Source organism: Echinicola marina, from assembly GCF_020463795.1.
In the GTDB taxonomy this organism is placed as follows: Bacteria; Bacteroidota; Bacteroidia; order Cytophagales; family Cyclobacteriaceae; genus Echinicola; species Echinicola marina.
The window spans coordinates 1644212-1660097 of the sequence record NZ_CP080025.1 but is presented as its reverse complement, the minus strand read 5'-3'; the positions used below and the strand labels follow the sequence as shown (position 1 = coordinate 1660097).

Genomic DNA, 15886 nt, shown 5'->3' with positions numbered 1-15886 from the left:
AGATTAACACTCTAGGTTATTCTTCTCAATAATTCCATTATTGAATCCAAGCAAGTTAAGTATTTCACTTTTAAAATAAAACCATTATTCGGACATTGCGTCCGAATTAATGACAAGTTGGTTATGTTTGTAATTCTATATTAGAATGGATTGGTTTTTGAACCGTCATTTTACTTTAAAATACTTCAAACAAGGATATGGAAATATCATTTTATAAATATCAAGGAACAGGTAATGACTTTGTCATGATCGATGATCGATCAGAGCAATTTGATGCCCAAAACCTTGAGCTGGTCAGACAGCTTTGTGACCGAAAATTCGGAATAGGTGCAGATGGTCTTATCCTAATCCGAAACAAAAAAGGCTTTGATTTCGAAATGGTATACTTTAACTCCGATGGCTCTCAAAGCATGTGTGGCAACGGAGCCAGGTGTGCAGTAGCCTTTTCAAAATTCTTGGGCATCGTGGAAGAACACACCAAATTCCTTGCCATAGATGGGCCACATGAAGCACGAATTGCTGATGGCTTGGTAGAATTGGGTATGAGTGAGGTAAATCAGCTCTCAAAAGTTGAGCAGGATTATTTTGTCAATACTGGCTCGCCCCACCATGTTCGTTTTGTAAGCGATGTGGCATCCTATCCGGTTGTGGATTCTGGAGCAGAAATCAGGTACAGTAAAACCTACCAGCCTGATGGTACTAATGTGAATTTTATTTCTCCAATCTCTGAAGATGAAATTTTCGTAAGAACTTATGAACGTGGAGTTGAAAATGAAACCCTTTCCTGTGGCACTGGAGTGACTGCTTGTGCTTTGGTGTACGGGCAGCAAAACAAACTCAACCATGTTCGAATCAAATCCTTGGGAGGCAATCTGGCCGTCAAATTTACGGCTTCCTCCGATGGCAGCTTCAAGGATATTTTATTAATTGGCCCCGCTGAGCAGGTCTTCAGCGGAAAGGTAAAAATATAAGCCAATACCGCAATCCAAATTTATCCCTGATTGCCGGGTAAAAACTACCGATTGTAACAAAAAGAAAGTAATTTTAAACGCTATTACAATTTTCAATATAATATGTTAGACGCTATTGCTAAAGGTCTGGCCAAAATCTTCGGAACCAAGTCAGATCGTGATATAAAAGAATTGCTCCCAATAGTGGATAAGATCAATGCTGAATTCAAGCAGCTCTCATCCATTACTGACGAAGAATTAAGGGCAAAAACCATCGAGATCAAAGAAGTGATCAATTCGGAGTTAAAATCCTTCGATGACAACATTGCTTCTTTGAAAACAGAAATTGATGCTTTGGCTCCAGATAAGGTTCATGAAAAGGATGCCCTTTTCAACCAAATTGATGGGATAGAAAAAGATCGTAACGAGGCCTTGGAAGTAGTACTAGAAAAAGTGCTTCCCAAGGCTTTTGCTGTTGTTAAGGAAACCGCTAGAAGGTTCAAGGAAAATGGTAAAATTGTGGTTAAGGCCAATGATTATGACCGTGAACTCGCCGCTAGAAAAGACAATGTAGAAATCAACGGTGATGAAGCCATCTGGCACAACAAATGGATGGCTGCTGGTACAGAGATTACCTGGGACATGCTTCACTATGATGTACAGCTGATTGGTGGTATGGTACTTCACAAAGGCAAGATCTCGGAAATGGCCACTGGGGAAGGTAAAACTTTAGTATCTACCCTACCTTCATATCTTAATGCCTTGGCCGGACGTGGAGTACACGTTGTAACAGTCAATGACTACTTGGCTAAAAGGGATAGTGAGTGGAATGCACCATTATTCGAATTCCATGGCCTTACTGTAGATTGTATCGACAAATACCAGCCTAACTCTGCAGGAAGGAGAAAAGCTTATAATTCCGATATCGTTTATGGTACCAATAATGAATTCGGCTTTGACTACCTAAGGGACAATATGTCCAGGGAAGCCAATGACCTGGTTCAGGGCAGACACCACTTTGCCATGATTGATGAGGTCGATTCAGTATTGATTGATGATGCCAGAACGCCATTGATCATCTCAGGACCAATTCCAAGAGGAGACGAGCACGAATTTTATGATATGAAACCTAGGGTTGCGACCCTAGTGGACGAGCAAAGAAAACTGATTCAAGGTTACCTTACTGAAGGCAAGAAACTGATCGCTGCAGGCAACCAAAAAGAAGGAGGGCTAGCATTGTTCAGAGCTTACCGAGGTATGCCTAAGTACAAGCCTTTGATCAAATACCTTTCTGAGCCAGGAATCAGGGTAATCCTTCAAAAAACAGAAAATTACTACCTTCAGGATAATAAAAGGATGATGCCAGAGGCGGACGAACCGCTTTTATTTACCATTGAAGAAAAGTCCAATACTGTGGACCTAACCGATAATGGGATCGAGGTAATCACCAAGAAAAATGAAGATACCAACTTCTTTATCCTTCCGGACATTGGTACTGAAATTGCCGAAATGGAAAAGGATGAAAGCTTGGATGACAAAGAGAAGTTGATCCGCAAGGAAGAAATCATCAAGGATTATGGTGTAAAGGCCCAAAGGATCCACACAGTAAACCAACTATTGAAGGCTTACTGTATGTTCGAAAAGGACACCGAGTATATCTTGGTAGACGGTAAGGTAAAAATCGTCGATGAACAAACGGGTCGTGTGATGGAAGGCAGAAGATATTCTGATGGACTTCACCAAGCCATAGAAGCAAAGGAAAATGTGAAAGTAGAAGATGCTACACAGACCTATGCCACCATTACCTTGCAGAACTATTTCAGAATGTACCATAAGTTGTCCGGTATGACCGGTACAGCGGAGACAGAAGCTGGTGAATTCTGGGAAATCTATAAACTGGACGTAGTCGTTATCCCTACCAATAAACCTATACAGCGGGATGACAGGGATGACAAAGTCTACAAAACTGTCCGTGAGAAGTTCAATGCAGTCGTGGATGAAATCAATGAACTGACTGATGCAGGAAGGCCAGTGCTAGTGGGTACCACTTCGGTTGAAATTTCCGAAGTACTCAGCAGAATGCTGACTTTGAAAAAGATCAAGCATCAGGTATTGAATGCCAAGCAACACGCCAAGGAAGCGGAAGTAGTTGCGGAAGCAGGTAAGCCAGGAACAGTCACCATTGCCACCAACATGGCGGGTCGTGGTACCGATATTAAATTGACACCAGAGTCCAAGAAAGCCGGAGGTTTGGCCATCATCGGTACAGAGCGTCACGAATCCAGAAGGGTCGACAGACAGTTGAGAGGTCGTGCAGGTCGTCAAGGGGATGTGGGTTCTTCCCAATTCTTTGTTTCCCTAGAAGATAACTTGATGCGTCTATTTGGCTCTGAGCGTATTGCCAAGCTGATGGATCGCATGGGCCTTGAAGAAGGTGAGGTGATCCAGCATTCCATGATTTCCAAGTCCATCGAACGTGCCCAAAGAAAAGTAGAAGAAAACAACTTTGGTGTGCGTAAGCGATTGCTGGAGTACGATGATGTGATGAACTCCCAGAGAGAGGTCGTTTACAAACGTAGGAAAAACGCCTTGATGGGCGAGAGACTTGAGCTGGATATCTTGAATATCATGTATGATGTCTGCGAGGGAATCATCGAAATGGCCAAGTCTACTGAGGATATCGAAAACCTAAGAATGAATATCTATAGCTCTCTGGGCATAGATCATAAATTCAGTGAAGAGGATATTAAATCCAAAGATCTAGCTGTTCTGACACAAGAACTCTTTGATGCTTCTTACCAGAACTATGTGACCAAAAACCAAAGGGTCCTTGAACGTGCCATGCCAGTACTGAAGGATGTCTATGAGAATAGAGGGGCAACCGTGAAGGAAATCATGGTGCCAATTACTGATGGCATCAAGCAAATTGGTGTGGTGATCAATTTGGAATCTACCCTTGCTAATGAAGGTAGGGATTTGATCAGGGCCTTGGAGAAAAATGTAACCTTGGCCATTATCGACCAAAACTGGAAAGAACACTTAAGGGACATGGACGACCTTAAGCAATCTGTACAAAATGCTGTTTACGAACAAAAAGATCCATTATTGATCTACAAATTCGAAGCATTCGAGATGTTCAAACGTTTTGTAGGCAAATTGAATGAAGATATCATTTCTTTCTTGGCCAAGGCAGAATTGCCACAGCAAAATCCTGACCAAGTGAAAGCTGCCCAAGCTCAGCGTCAACCAGAACCAGCGGTACAGGCTTCTAAAGAGGATGCCAGCAGTTCTTTGAATCCACATGCCAACAGGGCAGCTGCTGCAGCCGTAGCAGCCAACCGCGGCGCTCAAAGACAAGCTGTTGCCCCAAGGAAATCAGAAAAAGCCTATGGTAGAAATGATCGTGTCTCTGTCCAATATCCTGATGGAAATGTCAAAAAGGACGTTAAATACAAAAGTGTTGAACAAGACATCATTTCTGGCAAGTGTATTGTTATAGAAGATTAAAAACATCATGACAAAGCAAGCTTTTTCCCTTTTGATTTCAATAGTTTTCCTTGCAGGCTGTGCGGGAGGCAGTAAGATCAGTAGATCTGCAGCTGCCTATAACAACTACCAGGAAGACCTCAGTCATAGCCGAATCACATACCCTGACCTACCGCAGGAAAGCAGTATAGTGCCAGAAAATAACGGTCCTGTCAGTGCTGAGGCGGGCGAACCTGTGGACGCTGACCTCAAACAAGCACTAAACAGTTTTTCTATTGAAAATGAGGAAAGAGGAACCTATAATGGCTTCACCATTTTAGTGTATAGTGGTATTGACAGGGACCAGGCTTTCAGCGTAAGAAATGATCTTTACAATACCCTACCCAGTGAAATCAAAGCTGAAATGGAATATGAACAGCCGAGATACTTGGTAAAAGTGGGACAATATATTTATAGAATAGAAGCTCAGTCTTTGTTTCACACGATTAAAAAAGACTTCCCTTCAGCCAGAATCATTAGACAACGATTCGGTAAAGCACCAGAGGAAGAAGAAGAAATTATAGAAGGAGAAGATATTTAAGCATGCTAAAAGATAAAGTGAAGGCCCTGGCAGGGGAATACCTTGACCAGATCACCCAAAACAGAAGACATATTCACGCCCATCCCGAGCTTTCTTTTGAGGAATACAAAACCAGTGCTTTTGTAGCCGCTCAATTGAAAGAAATGGGGATTACATCTATTGAAAAAAAGGCCGATACAGGACTGGTAGCACTTATTGAAGGTAAAAACCCTTCTAAAAAGATCATCGCCTTAAGGGCAGACATGGATGCACTCCCCATAGTAGAACAGAATGATGTACCTTATAAGTCTACTAATCAAGGAGTGATGCATGCCTGTGGGCATGATGTCCACACCGCTTCCTTATTGGGAGCAGCCAAAATTCTTAATGGGCTAAAAGATGAGTTTGAAGGCACCATCAAATTGATTTTCCAACCTGGAGAAGAAAAAATCCCAGGGGGCGCTTCTTTGATGATCAAGGACAAAGCCCTAGAGAATCCAAAGCCGGAGGCTATTGTAGGCCAGCATGTGATGCCATTGATCGATGCGGGGAAAGTAGGCTTCCGTAAAGGAATGTACATGGCCAGTGCCGATGAACTTTACCTCACTGTAAAGGGGAAAGGCGGTCATGGTGCCATGCCAGAAACTTTGGTAGACCCTATACTTATTGCTTCTCATATCATCGTAGCATTACAGCAGGTAGTCAGCCGTAATGCCAATCCAAAGATTCCTACGGTGCTTTCCTTTGGGCATATTGAGGCACTTGGGGCCACCAATATCATCCCTAATGAAGTAAAGATCCAAGGTACATTCAGAACCTTAAATGAAGAATGGAGGGCAGAGGCACACAAAAAAATGGTGAAAATCGCGGAAGGACTGGCTGAAGGCATGGGAGGATCCGTAGACTTTGAAGTACGTAAGGGGTATCCTTTCCTAAAAAATGCACCTGAGCTCACAGATAGGGCACATAAAGCTGCTCAAGAATACCTAGGGGAAGAGAATGTAGAAGACCTGGATATATGGATGGCTGCGGAAGATTTTTCCTATTACACTCAAGAAATGGATGGTTGTTTTTACCGGCTTGGTATTAGAAATGAAGAAAAAGGAATCACAAGCGGGGTGCACACACCTACCTTTGATATAGATGAAAGTGCCCTAGAAGTAGGAGCGGGATTAATGGCTTGGATAGCTATCAATGAACTCGCCAAAGGCTAGTCAAGTCTTTTGACTATACCTGCAGGCAATTTATTTTTAAACAGATTACTAATATGAAGAAGAGTATTGCAGCACTTTTTTTGAGTACGGTAATTATTTTCCAGTCCTTTGGATGGGGACAAAATGGCCACAGGGTGGTCGGCCAAATAGCCGCTTGGCACCTGAGCAAAAAGGCTAAAAGGAATATTGCTGAGATTTTGCAAAATGAATCCATTCCTATGATGGCCAATTGGATGGACCAAATCCGCTCAGACAGGGCTTATGATTATGCCTATTCATGGCATTTCCTTACCATACATGAAGGAAAAGGATATGAACCGGAAATTCAGGATGATCGCGGAGATGCCTATCAAACCTTGCTAAGGCTGATCGATGAATTGAAAAACCAGCCCTTGTCTCTTTCGAAAAAACAGGAAAACCTGAAAATGCTAATTCATATTGTAGGTGACCTGCACCAACCACTGCATGTGGGAACTGGAGAAGACATGGGTGGCAATAAGCTGGATGTTTATTATTTCAACCAAAAGACCAACCTTCATACGGTGTGGGATACAAAAATGATAGAAAGGCAGCACTTGAGCTATACAGAATTGGCCCAGCATCTGAACAACAGGGCAAATAAAGATAAAATCAAAAAGCTCCAAGCTGATCCCATTGAAGACTGGCTGAAGGAAGCCGTTTCACTTAGGAAATATGTTTATGATCTTCCCGAGAATAAGAAACTGTCCTATGAATACGATTATAAATACTTTCCTATCATAGAAAATCAACTCTTGACGGGCGGAATCCGCCTGGCTGGAATCCTAAATGATATTTACGGATAATTTATTCAAAAAAGCTAAAAGCCTCCTAATTCTTATCAGTCATTAGGAGGCTTTTTTATGTTTATACCGAAGAGATTGGATTAATCCTTTAATTTCAAAATCCCATCAATATACTCCCGATTATTCGCTAGTCGGGGCACCTTGTTTTGACCACCTAACTTACCTCTCGACTTCATCCATTTTTCAAATAAGCCATGTTGGGCAAAGTGGATTTTAGGTTTGTCCAACGCCAAATCTTTATACCGCTTGGCATCATAATCGGAATTAATTTCCCTGAGCGTAGCATCCAGCTTTTCTTTAAACAAATCTTCATCATCAGGCATCTTACTGAATTCGATCACCCATTCATGTGCCCCCTTGCTTCCTGCCCCTTCAAAATATACCGGTGCCGCTGTAAAATTTACAATGGTAGCATCTGTAGCTTTGCATGCTTCTTCTATGGCCTTTTCAGCATTTTCCACAATTACCTCCTCTCCAAAAGCATTGATAAAATGCTTGGTCCTGCCCGATATTTTTATCCTGTAGGGACTAGTAGAAGTAAATTTAACCGTATCTCCAATCTTATAGCGCCAAAGTCCTCCATTGGTACTGATCAATAAGGCATAATTTTTCCCAAGCTCTACTTCTTCTAAGGGAATGACTTTGGGATTCTCAGCATCCCATTCTTCCATTGGGATGAATTCATAATAAATCCCATAATCCAACATCAGGAGTAATTCATCAGAATTCTTTTGATCTTGGATACCAAAAAAGCCTTCTGAAGCATTGTAAGTTTCCATATAGCGCATCCCATTGGATGGAATAAGTTCTTGGAACAACCTTCTGTAAGGTCCAAAAGCAACCGCTCCATGAAAAAACACTTCCAAATTTGGCCACACCTCCAGAATATTTTTTGAACCTGTAATTTCCATTATTCTCTCTAAGAGCACAATGGTCCAAGTTGGCACTCCAGAAATACTGACCACGTTCTCTTTCATGGTCTCATAAGCCATCCGTTCTATTTTCTCTTCCCATTCACTCATCAGGGCGGTTTCCAGACTTGGTGTCCTTGCCAGCTGGGCCCAAACAGGCAGGTTTCTCATAATAACCGCGGAGATGTCCCCATAATGGCTATTTTTATTTGCATCAAAGCTATTCACCTGGTGGCTGCCCCCTATGGCTAAGCTCTTGCCGGAAAAAAGTTTGCTCTCAGGATAATTATTCACATACAATGAAAGCATATCCTTACCTCCCTTAAAGTGGCAGTCCTCTAAAGATTCCTGTGAAACCGGGATAAACTTACTTCTACTCCCTGTAGTCCCGGATGACTTGGAAAACCAGGTGATCTCTGTTGGCCAAATGACATTTTGTTCGCCCCGCATTGTCTGCTCAATATAAGGCTGCATTTGCTCATAATTATGAACAGGGACATTATTGGCAAAATCCCTATGTGATTTGATATCCGAAAACCCATATTTCTTTCCAAACTGGGTTTTTCTTGCTGTTTTAATAAGATCGAAAAATATATCCTGTTGAACTTCAATGGGATTTTCTTTGAAGTTATCAATCTGACCTATACGGATCTTGAAGATCCAGGTCATAAAAGTATTCAGTACGTCCATAAAATCAAATCTTACGTTTTAGCTCAAAATTCTTACCGAGGTATACTTTTCGAACCTGTTCATCAGCGGCTAGCTCTTCTGCAGTACCCGCTTTAAGCAACTTCCCTTCAAACATGAGGTATGCCCGATCCGTAATGGATAATGTTTCATTCACATTATGATCGGTGATCAAAATCCCGATGTTTTTATTTTTCAACTTGGCAACAATGGTTTGAATTTCTTCCACAGCAATGGGATCCACGCCCGCAAAAGGTTCATCCAACAACACGAAATTAGGATCCACAGCCAAAGCCCTAGCAATTTCCGTTCTTCTTCGCTCTCCTCCAGAAAGCACCATCCCCAGATTTTTACGGACATGCGTAAGGCTGAACTCCTCCAATAATTCCTCCATCTTCTCCTTTTGGGCTGCTTTGGGGAGATCAGTCATTTCCAGCACCGCCATGATATTTTCCTCAACGGATAATTTTCTAAAAACCGATGCTTCTTGGGCAAGGTAACCTATGCCCCTCTTCGCACGGCGGTACATGGGTAAGGGAGTAATTTCCTCTTGATCTAAAAAGACTTTCCCACTATTAGGCTTGATAAGTCCCACAATCATATAAAATGAGGTGGTTTTTCCAGCACCATTTGGCCCCAACAACCCAACAATTTCCCCTTGTTCTACTTCCACGGAAATATTGTTCACCACCTTGCGGCCTTTATAGATCTTGATCAGGTTGTCACCTTTTAGTTTCATTTCAATCGAATTTTATGTCCTTAACGTACAGCTGCAAACTACTGGTATTCCTAAAAGTATTTTCCCTTACTTCAAATGCTATATTGAAACGCATTTTACTTCTGAGCATTTCATAATAGGTGGCAAAGCCAAAGGCAATACAAACAGGCGTAGTGACTTGTCCATCTTGTACAATTTCAAATTTTAAATGTTTGTCCTTCAGCACCTTTATATTCTGTGCATACACTTGGTTGGCACAAAAAACCGGCTCAGGATTTCCAGGCCCAAAAGGCGCCATTTGACGCAATATATTGTAAAATTTATAATTGACTTGGTCCAGTTCAAGCTCATCATCCACCTCCAAAACCGGCTTGGTATGAATATCAGAAATTCTTCTACTGACCACCTCCTCAAATTTCTCCTGAAACGCAGGCACATTATCCAACTCCATGGTCAAACCTGCCGCATATTTATGGCCTCCAAATTGCTCTAATAAATCACTACACTCACTAATAGCTTCATAAATATTAAAATCAAATACCGAGCGTGCACTACCAGTGGCCTTATTATTGGATTCGGTCAATATGATGGTTGGTCTGTAGTATTGTTCAATACACCTGGAAGCTACGATTCCTATCACTCCCTTATGCCAATCCTCTTTATAGAGTACAGTGCTTTTATAGGGCTTTATCTGCTCCCTATCTTCAATCATCTGAATGGCCTCTTTGGTGATGTTTTCATCAAAGTTCTTTCTGGCGGCATTGACATCTTCCACCATTTCAGCGCGTTCAAGGGCATCATGGATATCCTTGGAGTTGAGCAATTCCACCGATGCCTTGGCATGTTCCAGTCTTCCAGAGGCATTGATCCTCGGGCCTATCCTAAATACGATATCCGAAATTTCTATGTCCTTATCAGATTTCAACTGAAGCATTTCCCGGTGCAGCAACTGTCTATTTTCCTGCAGTTCTTTCAGACTACGCTGCCCTTTTCCTGCCAGTATCAAAGCCATTAGACCTGGACGAGGGTTATTATTTAACCTTTCCAATCCATAATGGGCCAAAATCCGGTTTTCACCTGAAATGGGCACAATATCCGCAGCAATACTTACCGCTACCAAATCCAAAAGGCCAAAAAGGTGACTGGCGTTTTTCCCTGTCCGCTCAGTAAAAGCCTGGATCAATTTAAATCCCACTCCACACCCACTTAATTCCTTATAAGGATATTCACAATCGGCTCTTTTGGGATCCAGGACGGCCAATGCTGCCGGCAATTCCTCTCCCGGTGTATGGTGATCACAGATAATAAAATCTATTCCCAGACTATTGGCCAAAGCTACTTTCTCAATAGCTTTGATTCCACAGTCCAGGGATACGATAAGTTTAAAATCATTTTCTGCAGCAAAACGAATCCCTCTCTCAGAAACTCCATAACCTTCTTGATACCTATCCGGAATATAGAAATCTACATGTGAATAAAATTCCTTAAGAAAACCATAAAACAGTGCCACTGCAGTGGTCCCATCCACATCATAATCCCCATAGACCAGGATTTTTTCCTCCTTATTCACTGCTTCCACCATTCTCTCCACTGCCTTGCCCATGTCCTTCATCAGAAATGGAGAGTGGATCTTGTCCAAATCCGGCCTAAAAAAATCTTTAGCTTCCTGAAAATCAACTACTCCACGATTGACCAGAAGATTGGCCAATGTCGGATTGACATTGATTTCACTGCTAAGGGATTGAACGGTTTCTTGATCTGCTTTACTTTTTATTTCCCACCTAAACTCCATGTCGCCTAAATTACTAAACTAAACTGCTTCTTTATTAAAAAAATCTGCAATTATTTCCCTACAAAAACCTTTACACACACTAAGTCCCTGTGTCTAAGCCATTGAGCTCACAATTTAATGGATATTACTTCTAAATAATACAATCATATTTTAGCTCAGTACAAATTACACCAAACGAACCGCTGGGATAAAACTATTTTTGTTAAGTTTAAGCTACCATTTTTTACCCCTTAATTGCTATGATATGATCAAAACGAAAAACTTTTCCCTTTCAGAAAGGGAATTTTTTGAAATAATCGCTACTAACCGGCTCAAAAAATTCTGGTGGCTTTATCTGATTTCCTTTATTATAGGGCTTTCAAACCTTAACAGCTTTGGAGATGATAAATTCTCTTCTGCCCTAGTAATTTTTGGATTGACCTTTCCTCCGCTAATCTTTCTTCATTTATTCTATTGGGTAAAATCTTCGAAAAATGCCAGCCTATTTAATGAAATGAGCATGACATTTTCAGAGGAAAAGATCAGTTTGTCTATGTCCAATGGAAATTATAGTGAGGTTCCTTGGGATCAAATCTTGGAAATCAAAAAACGTCCCAATTATTGGTTACTTTATATTTCAAGCAACCAGTTTCTATTTTTGAAAAAGGATTCTTTTAACTCTATTGAAGACTTTGAAAAATTCGAATTATTAACAACTGAAAAATTCACCAAACCATAAATCAAAACTAATGAGAAACACCTTCACCCTTTTATGCCTTTCACTGTTGATGCTTTCCTGTAGCTCAAAATCTTCTCAGACTTACCCTATCGGTCAGGTGATAACACCCAAAGGAGAAATGTTATTCTGGCTTTATGAGGAAACCCCGATCCATAAAGAAAGCTTTATAGAACTAGCCAATGCACACTATTGGGATTCCTTAACTTTCAATAGGGTAATAGAGGGATTTGTAATTCAGGGAGGTTGTCCTGACACTCCAGAAGGTTTTGGGGATTCTCCTTATCTGCTAGAGCCGGAATTTGTCGATGGCATTAAACATGTATATGGTGCGGTAGGTGCAGGCAGGGATGATAATCCGGAAAAACTATCTGCAGGTTGCCAGATTTATATTGTCCATGACAAAGATGGTATTGAAAGGCTGGACGGGAATTATACTGTTTTTGGGCAAGTATTTAAGGGACTAGATGTATTGGATGCCATTGCCACGGTTAAAACAGATTCCACCGATACACCTTTTGAGGATGTAAATATGGAGGTCAATGTCATCCAAATGACTGCTGAAGAGCTAGAGAAAAATGGTTATGAATTTGAATTAAATTAGAACGATCACTTATTCACCACCTTATCCAGGACTTCTTTTAAGGGAACCCTTTCACCGTCCTTATAGGGCACTATCCATGCCGTACTGATCCCAAGTTTGCGCATCAGCTTCTTAAAAGTATTGGCTTCATCGTAGTCTCTATAATAACCCAGGAGCATGCGTTTCAAATCCCCTTTTTCTTCCACATCCATAGTGAAATTTGAGGGAATTTCTTTATCATACTCCTGCTCGGTCAAGGCCCCAATTTGCACCCGAAAAACCACCCCCTTACTCCATTCACCTTCCAGCTTTTCCGGTGCTCCATGCAGTTCTTCATGGGCATCTTCCATCATGGCACTGGTATACTTTTCTTCCAGCTCTTCATGCCGTTTCTGAAGAATAGAAAGGTCTTGGGACTTGCTTGCCAAGTCTTTTTTGAGGCTTTCATTTTCCTTTTCCAGCTCTAGGATATTTACCTTTTGCTCCTGCTGCATTTCCTGCATCTGTCGAAGCTGCTCCGGGGTCATGCGTTTCAATTCTTTCTTCAATGCTTTTTTCTCATCTTTCGATAATTGAGCCAAAGCATTTGTAATATTTGACACCAAAAGCGTCACCATTAAGCATGATCCTAAAAGGTATTTCGAAACCATATCCTCCAATAATAATTTAGTTTAAACAAAAAAAGAAGAAGCATATTTCATGTAAAATACGAAATATACTTCCCCTTTTAAAATTTGGATAAAATAAAGTTAAAATATCGGTCTTTGAAGATTAATCAAAAACTAATTACTTCAAACTCCCGATCATATCTTCAGGTTTCACCCACTCATCAAACTGTTCGTTGGTCAATAAGCCCAAAGCCAGAGCAGCTTCTCTTAAGCTAGTACCTTCCTTATGCGCTTTCTTGGCAATGGCCGCCGCATTTTCATAACCAATATGTGTATTCAAGGCAGTTACCAACATCAGGGAGTTTTCTAAGTGTTTCTTGATAAATGGCCTGTTAGGCTCAATACCAATCACACAGTTATCATGGAAAGAAACACAAGCATCACCTAGCAATCTTGCTGAAGTCAAAAGGTTATGGATCATCATTGGCTTGAACACGTTAAGCTCAAAATGTCCATTAGAGCCTCCCACAGATACAGCTGTATCATTTCCAATTACTTGAGCACAAACCATGGTCATCGCCTCAGCTTGGGTAGGGTTAACTTTTCCTGGCATGATAGAAGAACCTGGTTCATTCTCAGGAATGAGGATTTCCCCAATTCCAGATCTAGGACCTGATGATAACATTCTGATATCATTGGCAATCTTCATCAAGCTTACTGCCAATTGCTTCAAAGCACCGTGCGTTTCCACGATGGCATCATGTGCCGCTAGGGATTCAAATTTGTTGGGTGCGGTGATAAATGGCTGGCCAGAGAATTCTGCTATTTTCTTGGCTACCAACTCAGCATAGCCTTTTGGCGTATTCAAGCCAGTTCCTACTGCAGTTCCACCAAGGGCTAATTCGGAAAGGTGGGCCAATGTGTTTTTCAAGGCCCTTACACCATGATCCAACTGGGCAACATATCCGGAGAATTCCTGTCCCAAGGTCAATGGAGTCGCATCCATAAAGTGCGTACGGCCGATTTTTACCACATCCATAAATTGCTCAGACTTGCTTTTAAGGGTGTCCCTTAACTTCTCAACACCAGGAATGGTTGTCTCTACCACCATTTTATAGGCCGCAATGTGCATGGCTGTTGGGAAGGTGTCATTGGAAGACTGTGACTTGTTCACGTCATCATTTGGGTGGATGGTCTTTTTCTCATCCTCCAGGGTACCTCCTTGCAAAACATGGCCTCTGTAGGCAATCACCTCATTGGCATTCATATTGGATTGGGTACCAGAGCCCGTTTGCCAGATTACCAATGGAAACTGATCATCCAGCTTACCTTCCAAAATCTCATCACAAACCTTGGCGATAATGTCTGCCTTTTCTGGAGCCAAAACACCCAAATCAGCATTGGTCAGGGCTGCTGACTTCTTAAGGATGGCAAAGGCATGGGTAATTTCTAAAGGCATTCGGTTACGCTCACCACCAATTTTAAAGTTATTGATGGATCTTTGGGTCTGCGCTCCCCAGTATTTGTCCGCAGGGACTTCCACCGGACCCATGGTGTCTTTTTCTATTCTATATTTCATGAGTTAATAATTTGTTTTTAACAATCATAAAGTCTGTCCCAAACTAGTTTCGGGAGAACCTCAAATTCCAAAATCATCGTTCTGATTAAGCTTTTATCATCTCCAGTTTCAGGGATTTAGTAAGCATTGATTCTAATCAAAAATCCTAAAACTGAGCAGCAAGTTACATTTCAAGCAGCGGCCTGTTTACGGTGCCCCTAAATTACTACCTGAGGCTCAAAAACCATAAATGAAGGGTAATTTTGTCCTTTAAAATCAACTGTTTTTTTGCAAACTCAGCATTTCGTGAAAAATTTTCTGGGACTCTTTTACCTTGCGCTTAAAATATGACCAGGCAAAAAGGATATTCCCCAAACCTACAGCCAAACTCAGTATGGCCAATAAAGGCCTATCGGCTGCAAATACAAAAAAGATCCCCATGGCCAAGGTGATCACCGACCAAAATATGATAAAAAATGCAGAGCCTGGAAATAGGCTAAAATCCAAAAATATAATACAACCTGAACCGGTAGGCTCTATTTTCCCTTTGATTAAAGGAATAAAGCTATCCGCCTTGGTCAGTACCTTGGAAAGCCTGAAAGAATCTTCCTTAATGCTACCATTAAAAATTTGCCCATCAATAGACTCTAATGATGTTTGGGAAAGATAATCTACTTCTTGGGTTACAGTATGTAAACGAGTGATGACTTCCTCACAAGTTAGGGAGGAAACCAACACTTCTGTATGGCGGGGCAAGTACTGGAACATTTATTCCTGCCTCCTCAGGTTATTTAAGATTTTATTGCAATACAGGAGATTTCTACCTGTACGTCTTTGGGTAATCTACTTACCTCCACAGTCTCCCTAGCCGGCGGGTTGGACTTGAAGTATTGACCATAAGCTTCATTAATGGTACCAAAATCATCCATGTTCTTAATAAAAATAGAACATTTTACGACATCACCAAAACTATAGCCAGATTCCGTCAGTATTGCATCCAGATTTTTCATGACTGCATGGGTTTCCTCTGTGATGTTTTCGTTGATCAACTCACCTGTTGCCGCATCAAGCGCAATTTGGCCAGATACAAACAGTGTATTGCCAGCTTGAACCGCCTGACTATAAGGCCCTATTGGTGCTGGAGCTTCCTTTGAATAAATAATCTTATTTGCCATTTTCTAAAATTTTATCCCAAATGTAGGGAATTCTGATGGAATGCTATATTAGTCCTGAGTATTGAGAACAATTGACACTGTCCAATACTCAAGACCCAATATATTG

14 protein-coding genes are annotated in these 15886 nt (G+C 41.3%); 7 read left to right on the top strand and 7 right to left on the bottom strand.

Going from position 1 to position 15886, the window contains the following annotated elements; genetic code table 11:
- The first annotated feature begins 197 nt into the window (after positions 1–197).
- The 5 genes from dapF (at position 198) to KZP23_RS07005 (ending at position 7033) form a co-directional block, all read left to right on the top strand.
- Positions 198–971 (top strand): diaminopimelate epimerase, encoded by a 774-nt coding sequence (gene dapF / locus KZP23_RS07025; protein ID WP_226335385.1) that lies wholly within the window; start codon positions 198–200, stop codon positions 969–971.
- A gap of 102 nt (positions 972–1073) precedes the next feature.
- On the top strand, positions 1074–4457 hold the full coding sequence (gene secA / locus KZP23_RS07020) for a preprotein translocase subunit SecA (RefSeq protein ID WP_226335384.1): 3384 nt from the start codon (positions 1074–1076) through the stop codon (positions 4455–4457).
- Between the two features lie 7 nt (positions 4458–4464).
- Positions 4465–5016: a hypothetical protein gene (locus KZP23_RS07015; RefSeq protein WP_226335383.1), complete on the top strand. Its 552-nt coding sequence runs from the start codon at positions 4465–4467 to the stop codon at positions 5014–5016.
- A gap of 2 nt (positions 5017–5018) precedes the next feature.
- Positions 5019–6209, top strand: coding sequence for a M20 metallopeptidase family protein (locus tag KZP23_RS07010; protein WP_226335382.1), 1191 nt, complete (start codon positions 5019–5021; stop codon positions 6207–6209).
- Positions 6210–6262: 53 nt separating this feature from the next.
- Positions 6263–7033 carry a S1/P1 nuclease gene (locus tag KZP23_RS07005; protein WP_226335381.1) on the top strand — a complete coding sequence of 257 codons (771 nt, stop codon included), beginning with the start codon at positions 6263–6265 and terminating at the stop codon, positions 7031–7033.
- Between the two features lie 80 nt (positions 7034–7113).
- On the opposite strand, the gene KZP23_RS07000 is transcribed toward KZP23_RS07005, so the two are convergent.
- Genes KZP23_RS07000 through KZP23_RS06990 form a run of 3 tightly spaced genes read right to left on the bottom strand, consistent with a single transcriptional unit; the run spans position 7114 to position 11141 of the window.
- Positions 7114–8634 (bottom strand): GH3 auxin-responsive promoter family protein, encoded by a 1521-nt coding sequence (locus KZP23_RS07000; RefSeq protein WP_226335380.1) that lies wholly within the window; start codon positions 8632–8634, stop codon positions 7114–7116.
- A gap of 4 nt (positions 8635–8638) precedes the next feature.
- A complete protein-coding gene (gene lptB, locus KZP23_RS06995; RefSeq protein ID WP_226335379.1) occupies positions 8639–9370 on the bottom strand; it encodes an LPS export ABC transporter ATP-binding protein in 732 nt (243 codons plus the stop codon).
- 1 nt (position 9371) lies between these two features.
- Entirely contained in the window at positions 9372–11141 is a 1770-nt protein-coding gene (locus tag KZP23_RS06990; protein WP_226335378.1) for a single-stranded-DNA-specific exonuclease RecJ, read from the bottom strand.
- Positions 11142–11385: 244 nt separating this feature from the next.
- Here KZP23_RS06990 and KZP23_RS06985 point away from each other — a divergent pair, with 244 nt between their 5' ends.
- Together KZP23_RS06985 and KZP23_RS06980 are read left to right on the top strand one after the other, a co-directional pair.
- Positions 11386–11859, top strand: a complete 474-nt coding sequence (locus KZP23_RS06985) for a YcxB family protein (RefSeq protein ID WP_226335377.1) — start codon at positions 11386–11388, stop codon at positions 11857–11859.
- Positions 11860–11869: 10 nt separating this feature from the next.
- On the top strand, positions 11870–12460 hold the full coding sequence (locus KZP23_RS06980) for a peptidylprolyl isomerase (protein WP_226335376.1): 591 nt from the start codon (positions 11870–11872) through the stop codon (positions 12458–12460).
- A gap of 5 nt (positions 12461–12465) precedes the next feature.
- Here the strand turns inward: KZP23_RS06980 and KZP23_RS06975 are convergent, their stop codons facing one another.
- The 4 genes from KZP23_RS06975 to KZP23_RS06960 all read right to left on the bottom strand — a co-directional run bounded on the left by KZP23_RS06975 (position 12466) and on the right by KZP23_RS06960 (position 15780).
- Positions 12466–13056 (bottom strand): SPOR domain-containing protein, encoded by a 591-nt coding sequence (locus tag KZP23_RS06975; RefSeq protein WP_226335375.1) that lies wholly within the window; start codon positions 13054–13056, stop codon positions 12466–12468.
- 169 nt (positions 13057–13225) lie between these two features.
- On the bottom strand, positions 13226–14626 hold the full coding sequence (gene fumC, locus KZP23_RS06970) for a class II fumarate hydratase (RefSeq protein WP_226335374.1): 1401 nt from the start codon (positions 14624–14626) through the stop codon (positions 13226–13228).
- Positions 14627–14881: 255 nt separating this feature from the next.
- On the bottom strand, positions 14882–15361 hold the full coding sequence (locus KZP23_RS06965; RefSeq protein WP_226335373.1) for an ATP synthase subunit B family protein: 480 nt from the start codon (positions 15359–15361) through the stop codon (positions 14882–14884).
- A gap of 35 nt (positions 15362–15396) precedes the next feature.
- Positions 15397–15780, bottom strand: coding sequence for a RidA family protein (locus KZP23_RS06960; protein WP_226335372.1), 384 nt, complete (start codon positions 15778–15780; stop codon positions 15397–15399).
- Positions 15781–15886: the final 106 nt, after the last annotated feature.